The organism is Bradyrhizobium sp. LTSPM299, assembly GCF_000938235.1.
In the GTDB taxonomy this organism is placed as follows: domain Bacteria; phylum Pseudomonadota; class Alphaproteobacteria; order Rhizobiales; family Xanthobacteraceae; genus Bradyrhizobium.
In genome coordinates this window covers 1-8589 of sequence record NZ_JYMU01000015.1, presented here as the reverse complement: position 1 = coordinate 8589, position 8589 = coordinate 1, and the positions used below count along the sequence as shown (strand labels likewise).

Below are 8589 nucleotides of genomic sequence, written 5' to 3'. Positions count from 1 at the left end.
GGCCGGCCCATCGCTTCACACAGCCCTTCCGCATCCCGCCCGTCGTTCTTGTTCCGCATCACGTAGGGCTTCACCAGCTGTGGGGCCATCAGCTTCACCTCATGGCCGAGCTTGCGGAGCTCCCGCGCCCAATATTGCGAAGCCCCGCAAGCCTCCATCCCGATCACGGTCGCCGGCAGTTTGCCGAAGAACTCCAACACCCGGTTGCGCGAAAGCTTCTTGCGCAGCACCGGCCGCTCCGACGCATCAACCCCATGCAGCACAAAAATATGCTTCGACGTATCCATTCCAATTCGGATAATCTCTCCCACGGACGGCTCCTTTGTCTGAGATTTGCAACAACCTCATTCTGGCACACTGATGCCGTAGGGGGCCGTCCACACCATCAACCACGAATGCAGATTGTTGCGTGTCGCTGGAACGACGAATCCCGTTCACAACTCCGGCTGCGGAGTATGGGTCCCGGCCTTCGCCGGGACGACAGTTTACGCAGCCGCCTCGATCTCCACCACGACCTTCCCGGTCGTCACCTGCTCACCCTCGGCGACGTCGATGGACGACACCGTGCCCGCTACGCCCGCGGTATGCACATGCTCCATCTTCATCGCCTCCAGCGTCATCACCGGCTGACCCGCCGCGACTTTGTCGCCGGCTTTCACCAGCAGCGCGACGACGCGGCCGTTCATCGCGGCGCGGACCTTGCCGTCGCCGCCGGCCGCACTCGCCGATTCCGGCGGCGCGAGCGTGAGATCCCGGGCCGACAGCGTAACGCCGCGATGCAGGACATAGAGTCGATCGCCATCACGCAGGAATCTCGCCGATTCCATCAGCCCGTCGTGGTGGAAGCGGATGCTATCGCGGCCGAGCTCGTCGATCTTGAAACGGTATTGGTCGCCATTGCGGGCGGCGAGGTTGCTGCCGTCACGTTCGCGGACGATCTCGATCTCCTGCACGCCATGGCCGAGATCGATCCGCAGGCCCAGCGGGAATGTCGCGGCGAGCGATCGCCCGCGTTGCCACGGCGGCGCGTGGGGATTGGTGACGTACAGCAGCAGCGCCGCCAGCGCGATGTCGTTGCCCTGATCGGCACGCGGGGCCAGCAGCGCATCGCGGTTCTGACCGATGAAGGCCGTGGTCGCCTCACCCTTGGCAAAGACGGGATGCCGCAAGCAATCGACCAGGAAGCCCTGATTGGTGGTGACGCCGAAGGCTGCGACCTGCTCCAGGGCGCAGATCAGCTTGCCCCGCGCCTCATCGCGCGTCGCACCATGGCTGATGATCTTCGCAATCATCGAATCGTAGAACGGTGGGATCGCCGCACCCGACTGCAGTGCGTGTTCGACGCGGACGGTCTCCGGCATCTGCCACAACGCCATCGTGCCCGATTGCGGCATGAAGTCGTGCCCGGCGTCCTCCGAGCAGAGCCGCACCTCTATGGCATGGCCGGAGAATTTGATGTCCCCCTGCTTCAGCGGAAGCGCCTCGCCGCTGGCGACGCGAAGCTGCAGCTCGACCAGATCAAGCCCGGTGATCGCCTCGGTGACGGGATGTTCGACCTGCAGCCGCGTATTCATCTCCATGAAGTAGAAATGGCCGTCGCGGTCGAGCAGGAACTCCAGCGTGCCGGCGCCTTCATAGCCGATTGCCTTGACGGCCTGCACAGCGACCGCGCCCATCCGGGCGCGCAGCTCCGGGGAGACCGCAGGCGACGGCGCCTCCTCGATCAGCTTCTGGTGCCGCCGCTGCACCGAACAATCGCGCTCGCCGAGATGGATCGCGTCGCCGTAGCGGTCGCCGAACACCTGGATCTCGATGTGACGGGGATCGACGATCGCGCGCTCGAGGATGACAGTCGGATCACCAAACGCCCCCTGCGCCTCCGAGCGTGCGCTACGCAGCGCATCCGGAAACGCTGCGGCATCAGCGACCAGCCGCATACCGCGCCCGCCGCCACCGGCGACCGCCTTGATCATCACCGGGAAGCCGATCGTCTTCGCCTCCGTCAGCATGACGGCATCGCTCTGATCGACGCCCTGATAGCCGGGCACGCACGGCACGCCGGCCTTTTGCATGATGTCCTTGGCGCCCGCCTTGTTGCCCATCGCGCGTATCGCTTCCGGCGACGGGCCGACGAAGACGAGTCGGGCATCGCGGCAGGCCTGTGCGAACGCCTCGTTCTCGGCGAGGAAGCCGTAACCGGGATGCACCGCACTGGCCCCGCTCGCTTTGGCCGCGGCGATAATCGCATCGATCTTGAGATAGGACTGCGCCGGCAACGCCTCGCCGATCCGCACCGCCTGATCGGCCTCGCGGACATGAAGTGCATCGCGGTCGGCATCGGAATAGACCGCGACCACGCCGTAGCCGAGCCGCCGCGCCGTGCGCATGACGCGCAGCGCGATCTCGCCGCGGTTGGCGATCAGGATCTTGAAGAACGGCGTCCGCTTCTCGATTGCCCCGCTCATGGCCGCGCCACCGAGAACTGCATGCGCTGCGGGTTGCGCGCCTCAGCCTCGCGACAGACCGCCAGCACTTCGGCTAGCACGCTGCGGGTATCGCGCGGATCAATCACACCGTCATCGAGCACGCGGGCGCTGGTCGAGAACACATCCATCTGGCCGTCGAACACGCCAACGATCTGCGCCTTCATCGCCTCCAGTCTCTCCTTCTCGATCGGCTTGCCGCGCCTGATGGCAGCGGCCTCGGTGACGATCGCCATGGTTTCGGCGGCCTGCTCGCCGCCCATCACCGCGGTCTTGGCGTTCGGCCAGGAGAAGCAGAAGCGCGGATGAAAGCCCCGGCCGCACATGCCGTAATTGCCAGCGCCAAAGGACGCGCCGCAATAGATCGTGATCTGCGGCACCGTCGCCGAGGTCACCGCCTGGATCATCTTCGAGCCGTGCTTGATCATGCCGGCTTCTTCATAGGCCTTGCCAACCATGTAGCCGGTCGTATTGTTCATATAGAGGATCGGCGTGCGCGACTGGCAGCAGGCCTGGATGAAATGCGTCGCCTTGTTGGCGCCGGGCACATCGAGCGGGCCGTTGTTGGTGATGATGCCGATTGCCTGGCCTTCGATACGGGCGTGGCCGCAGATCGTCGCCGGGCCGTAATTGGCGCCGAACTCGGTGAAATCGGAATCGTCGATGAAGCGCGCGATCGCCTGGCGCATGTCGACGGGCCGCTTGTGATCGACAGGCATGACGCCGAGCAGCTCCTCCGCGTCATAGCGTGGCGGCTTGAACGCGGCTTCGTCGCGCTTAGGCCGGTCCCAGGGCAGCTTGGCCATGATCTCGCGTGCGATGCGGAGCGCGTCGCGGTCGTCCTCAGCAAGATAGTCGCCGAGGCCCGAGATCGAGGTGTGCATCTCGGCGCCGCCAAGCTCCTCCTCAGTCGCAATCTCGCCAGTCGCGGCCTTGAGCAATGGCGGCCCGGCCAGGAACGCGCGGGTGCGGCCGCGCACCATCACGATGTAGTCGGACAGGCCGGTCTGGTAGGCGCCGCCGGCGGTCGACGAGCCGTGGGTGACGGTGACGACGGGCAATCCCGCCGCCGACAGCCGCGCCAGATTGCGAAAGATGTTACCGCCACGGACAAAATCCTCGACGCGGTAGCGCAGCAGATTGGCGCCGGCGCTCTCGACGAGCTGCACGTAAGGAAGCTTATTCTCCAGCGCGAGCTCCTGTACCCGCAACGTCTTGTCGATGCCATAGGGCTGCAGCGCGCCGGCATCAATCCCGGCATCGTTGGCGCTCACCATGCAGCGGATGCCGGAGACGAAACCGATACCGGCGATCAATCCGCCGCCGGGCACGCTCTTGTCCGCATCGGATACGTCGAACATGTAGCCGGCGAGCGTCGAGAGTTCGAGGAACGGCGAGCCGGGATCAAACACCAGCGCGACGCGCTCGCGCGGCAGCAACTGCCCACGCTTGTGGAAGCGGTCCTTGGCCGCGGCCGAAGCAGCGCGCGTCCGCTCCTCCAGCGCCCGCATCCGCGCGATCAGCGCCAGCATGCCGTCGCGATCGGCCTGGAAGCCCGCGCTGCCGGTTGCGATGGTGTTCTCAATGATGGCCACTAGGCACGCTCCGCAAAATATCCACTGTACTGTTGCCGCAGCTCGACCTTGCGCAGCTTGCCGGTCGCCGTCATTGGCATCTCGTCGAGGATCCGCACCAGCTTCGGCACCTGGAAGCCGCCGAGATGCTGTCGGCAATGCGCCTCGATCCCGGCCTCGTCGGCCACCGCGCCGGGCTTCAGCTTGACGAAGGCGGAGACCGCCTCGCCCCATTGCGGATGCGGCAGGCCGACCACGGCGGCGTTCTGCACGGCCGGATGCGCAAGCAGCGTCTCCTCGATCTTGACCGAGGCGACATTCTCGCCACCGGACTTGATCATGTCCTTCTTGCGGTCGAGGAACAGCACCTCGCCGTTGCCGTCGATCAATGCGAGATCGCCGGTGTGATGCCAGCCGAATTTGCGCGCCTCTTCGGTCGCCTTCGAGTCCTTGTAATAGCCCATCATCACGTTGGGTCCGCGGTGTACCAGCTCGCCGATCTCGCCGCGCGGCAGCAAATTGCCATTGTCGTCCATGATCGCGGTCTCGTTGACGATCAGCGACTCGCCCCAGTAATTGCCGAAACGATTCAGCTGCACCTCGGGTCGCGACATCGTGGTCGCGGGATACATCTCCGTCTGGCCGCTGGAGAGCACGAAGTTCGGGCAGAGATCGGCGATCGCGCGCTCCAGCAGCGGCTTGCCCATCGGCGCCATCGTATAGATGCAGCAGCGCAGGTCCGACAGGTCGTGGTCCCGGCGGCGCGGATGATCGAGGATGGCCTGGTACATCAGGGAGAGCCCGACGAACACGGTGAGCCTGTCGCGGACGATCGCCTCCATGCAGACGACCGGATCGAAGCCGCGCATCAGCGCCATGCGGCCGCCGACCGAGAGATAGCTGAGCAGCAGCACATGGCCGGCGCAGTGAAACAGCGGGAATTGTCCGGTGATCCCGTCGTCGCGAGAGAGCTGCATCTCGATACAGTTGCTCATCACGGCCATCACGACGGCGAGATGGCAGTGCATCGCGCCCTTCGGCCGCGACGTGGTGCCCGAAGTGTAGATGATCATCGCAAGGTCGCGGTCGTTGATCTCGATCTCCGGCTCGATGTCGGACTGGCCCGGCAGCAGGTCGTTGAAGCCTGGGAGACCGGCCTTCCCAGCATTGCCGGTCAGATCGATCGCGATCATCTCCATGCCGCGCGCGTCCAGCGCCGCGCGGCGATCGGCTTGCCCATGGAGATTGTCGTCGATAACCGCAAAGCGCACCTCGGCATGGCCGAGGATATAGTCCATATCCGCTGGTCCAAGCATGGTGTTGATCGGCACCCAGACGAGGCCGGCGCGATGAATGCCGAACAGCGCTTTGACGAACTCGATCGAGTTGTTGCAGATGGTCGCAATTTTCTCACCCGGCTTCAGGCCGCGCTGGACCAGATGGTTGGCGAAGCGATTGGCGTCGCGTTCGATCTCGGTGAAAGTGACGCGACGGTTGCCATCAGTCAGCGCAATGCGATCCGGAAATCGCCGCGCGGCGCGTTTCAGAAGATCGCCGATCGCAACCCGCCCGATGCGGCCTGGTCCGGTGACGCCGCCGGTTGCTGTGAGATTGTCCATGGACTTTCCTCCTACCTCGTCATTGCGAGGAGCGCAGCGACGAAGCAATCCACACTTTCTTCTTGTGGTGAAATGGATTGCTTCGCTACGCTCGCACTGACGGTCCGGTTGACGTCAGTGCCTGACCCAAAAAATCTTCCGCGCTTCCGCCGGGCTCGCGATCTCGCGACCTGCTCTTCGCGCGCATGCGGCCAACGCTTCGACGAGTTGCCCATTGGACGTCACCTTGGTGCCGTCACCAAGATAGAACGTATCCTCCAACCCGCTGCGCAGGTGGCCGCCGAGATCGGCGCAGCGCTGGTGCAAGGGCCAGATCTCGGCGCGGCCGATCGCGGTGACCTGCCAATGCGCGTCGGGCGCCTTCAGCTTCAACAGGATCGGCAGCAGCTCCGGATCGGCCGGCATGCCCGAGGCGACGCCCATCACGAAATTGTACTCGAGCGGACCGGAATACATGCCGGTCTGCCGGTACATGCCGACGCAGCGGACGATGCCGACGTCGAAGCACTCGAATTCGGGGATCGTGCCGGCCATTTTCATGACGTCGAGATAGTCCTGGATCTTCTCGACCGCGTTATCGAACATCATCGGCGGCCAGGCCCAGGTGTTGTCGGCCTTGACCTTGAGGTAGTTCAGCGAGCCGGCGTTGCAGGCTGCGATCTCGGGCCTGGTCTCGCGCACGCAGTTCAGCGCGCCCTGGTAATGCGGGCCCGAAGTGCCGGTGGTGTGGTTGATGATCACGCCGGGACAGGCCTCGCGGATCGCCTGCTGGATCTCCTTGCTGACATCAATCTCCCATGACGGCAGGTGGCCCTTGTTCGGTTCCTGCTGGCGCAGATGGATGTGCATGATGCTGGCGCCGGCATCGAACGCGGCCCTCGCCTCGCGCGCCATCTGCTCCGGGGTGACCGGGACGTTGTGCTGCTTCGGATCGGTGAGCACGCCGTTCAGCGCGCAGGTGATGACGGCTTTGTCGCTCATGATGTCGCTTGTCCCGGTTGCAGCGCACAGGCGCCGCTGACCGTCCATGATGAGAGATTTGTCTCCGCGCCATCTTGCGTTGACTGGCTACCCCGACGCTCTCACGCAGCGATATGCCGCCAGCCGGTTAACACAAGACGCAGAACGACATGGTGCGCTATCCTCGTGGCAAGCAAAAGCCTGGCGCAACAGGCAGGCCCCGCGGGGAGAACGTCATGGTCTCGATCAACCGGCGCACATGGCTCACGGGCGCCGCAGGCGCCGGCCTCGCTGCACTCGCAGGCAGCCGTCCTTCACTCGCGGAAGACATGCCGGGTGTCACCGCAACCGAGATCAAGATCGGCAGCACGACGTCGCTGAGTGGCCCGGTGTCGGCGCTCGGCGTGCAGGCGCGCTGCCAGGAAGCCTACTTCAAGATGCTGAACGAGCAGGGCGGCATCGCCGGCCGCCAGATCAAGTACATCTATTACGACGACGCGTTCAACCCGGCGAAGACGGTGGAGCAGGTGCGCCGGCTGATCGAGAGCGACAATGTCGCCTTCCTGTTCAACATGCTCGGCACTGCGCCGAACTCGGCCGTGGTCAAATACATCAACGCCGCCAAAGTGCCGCATCTGTTCCTGTCGGTGAACGGCGACAAATGGGGCGACTACCAGACCTATCCCTGGACCATGGGCTTTGCGCCGAGCGCGCGGACCGAGGCGCAGGTGTTCGTCAAATATGCGCTGAGCCGGAATCCGAATGCGAAGTTCGCGGTGCTCTACCAGAACGACGATCTCGGCAAGGATTTCGTCGCCGGCGCCAAGGATGTGCTGGGCGAGAAGTTCCAGAGCACCGCGGTGGTGGCCTCGCACGAGGTCACCGATCCCACGATCGATTCCCAGCTCGTCACCCTGCGCGGCGCCAACCCGGACGTGCTGATCTCAGGTACCACGGCAAAATTCGCCGCGCAGTCGATCCGCAAGATCTACGAGCTCGGCTGGAAGCCGATGCATTTCATCGCCAGCGGCGCCGCCTCGCTTTCCTCGACCATCTTGCCCGTTGGGCTCGACAAGGCGCAAGGCACGATCTCGTCGGCTTATGTGAAGGACGTCGCTGATCCGGCCTGGGCCAATGATCCCGGCGTCAGGGATTTCCTCACCTTCATGGAGAAGTACTTTCCCGACGGCAATCCGAAGGAAGGTTATAGCCTCTACGCCTACACGGTGGCGCAGGTGCTCAAGATCGTGCTCGAACAGTGTAAGGGCAACTTCACCCGCGACAACATCATGGCGCAGGCGAACAATCTCAGGGATGTCCAGATCCCCACGATGCTGCCGGGCATCCGCGTCAACACCAGCCCGACCAATCACCACCCGCTGCGGCAGCTCCAGTTGCAACGGATCGAGGGTCCGGGCTGGCTGCGGTTCGGCGAGGTGATCGAGGGCGCGAATCTCTAACCGTCGTCCCGGGCAAGCGAAGCGCGACCCGGGACCCATAACCACGAATGGTGATTATTTGAGTCCGCTGGAGCCATAGCCGTCTCAATTATTGAGATCGGTGGTTGATGGTGTGGACGGCCCCCTACGGCATCAGTGTGCCAGAATGAGGTTGTTGCAAATCTCAGACAAAGGAGCCGTCCGTGGGAGAGATTATCCGAATTGGAATGGATACGTCGAAGCATATTTTTGTGCTGCATGGGGTTGATGCGTCGGAGCGGCCGGTGCTGCGCAAGAAGCTTTCGCGCAACCGGGTGTTGGAGTTCTTCGGCAAACTGCCGGCGACCGTGATCGGGATGGAGGCTTGCGGGGCTTCGCAATATTGGGCGCGGGAGCTCCGCAAGCTCGGCCATGAGGTGAAGCTGATGGCCCCACAGCTGGTGAAGCCCTACGTGATGCGGAACAAGAACGACGGGCGGGATGCGGAAGGGCTGTGTGAAGCGATGGGCCGGCC

5 protein-coding genes and 2 pseudogenes are annotated in these 8589 nt (G+C 64.0%); 2 read left to right on the top strand and 5 right to left on the bottom strand.

Translation table 11 applies throughout. The annotated features are described in order from the left end of the window. From UP10_RS10425 to UP10_RS10405, 5 genes and pseudogenes are all read right to left on the bottom strand, one after another. Positions 1-311, bottom strand: a pseudogene (locus UP10_RS10425) (IS110 family transposase); the annotation flags it as partial. A 174-nt stretch (positions 312-485) separates the two neighbouring features. Then, complete coding sequence (locus UP10_RS10420; protein ID WP_044587267.1) at positions 486-2465, bottom strand: acetyl/propionyl/methylcrotonyl-CoA carboxylase subunit alpha; 1980 nt, start codon at positions 2463-2465, stop codon at positions 486-488. Beyond that, the gene (locus tag UP10_RS10415; RefSeq protein WP_044587266.1) at positions 2462-4078 is read right to left on the bottom strand and encodes an acyl-CoA carboxylase subunit beta; all 1617 of its coding nucleotides are present in this window, start codon (positions 4076-4078) and stop codon (positions 2462-2464) included. Before UP10_RS10415 ends, UP10_RS10420 begins: the two co-directional genes overlap by 4 nt. Beyond that, a complete protein-coding gene (locus UP10_RS10410) occupies positions 4078-5676 on the bottom strand; it encodes an AMP-binding protein (protein WP_044587265.1) in 1599 nt (532 codons plus the stop codon). The genes UP10_RS10415 and UP10_RS10410 overlap by 1 nt, the downstream gene beginning before the upstream one ends. Positions 5677-5790: 114 nt before the next feature. Beyond that, the gene (locus tag UP10_RS10405) at positions 5791-6657 is read right to left on the bottom strand and encodes a beta-keto acid cleavage family enzyme (protein ID WP_044587268.1); all 867 of its coding nucleotides are present in this window, start codon (positions 6655-6657) and stop codon (positions 5791-5793) included. A gap of 215 nt (positions 6658-6872) precedes the next feature. On the opposite strand from UP10_RS10405, the gene UP10_RS10400 reads away from it, so the two are divergent. Together UP10_RS10400 and UP10_RS10395 are read left to right on the top strand one after the other, a co-directional pair. Then, positions 6873-8096, top strand: a complete 1224-nt coding sequence (locus tag UP10_RS10400) for an ABC transporter substrate-binding protein (RefSeq protein ID WP_044587264.1) — start codon at positions 6873-6875, stop codon at positions 8094-8096. A 182-nt stretch (positions 8097-8278) separates the two neighbouring features. Continuing rightward, positions 8279-8589 (top strand): annotated as a pseudogene (locus UP10_RS10395) (IS110 family transposase); the annotation flags it as partial.

Excerpts from the sequence above, each read along its gene's own strand:
- UP10_RS10420 (WP_044587267.1), bottom strand. The coding sequence starts at position 2,465 with ATGAGCGGGGCAATCGAGAAGCGGACGCCGTTCTTCAAGATCCTGATC.
- UP10_RS10410 (WP_044587265.1), bottom strand. The coding sequence starts at position 5,676 with ATGGACAATCTCACAGCAACCGGCGGCGTCACCGGACCAGGCCGCATC.
- UP10_RS10405 (WP_044587268.1), bottom strand. The coding sequence starts at position 6,657 with ATGAGCGACAAAGCCGTCATCACCTGCGCGCTGAACGGCGTGCTCACC.
- UP10_RS10400 (WP_044587264.1), top strand. The coding sequence starts at position 6,873 with ATGGTCTCGATCAACCGGCGCACATGGCTCACGGGCGCCGCAGGCGCC.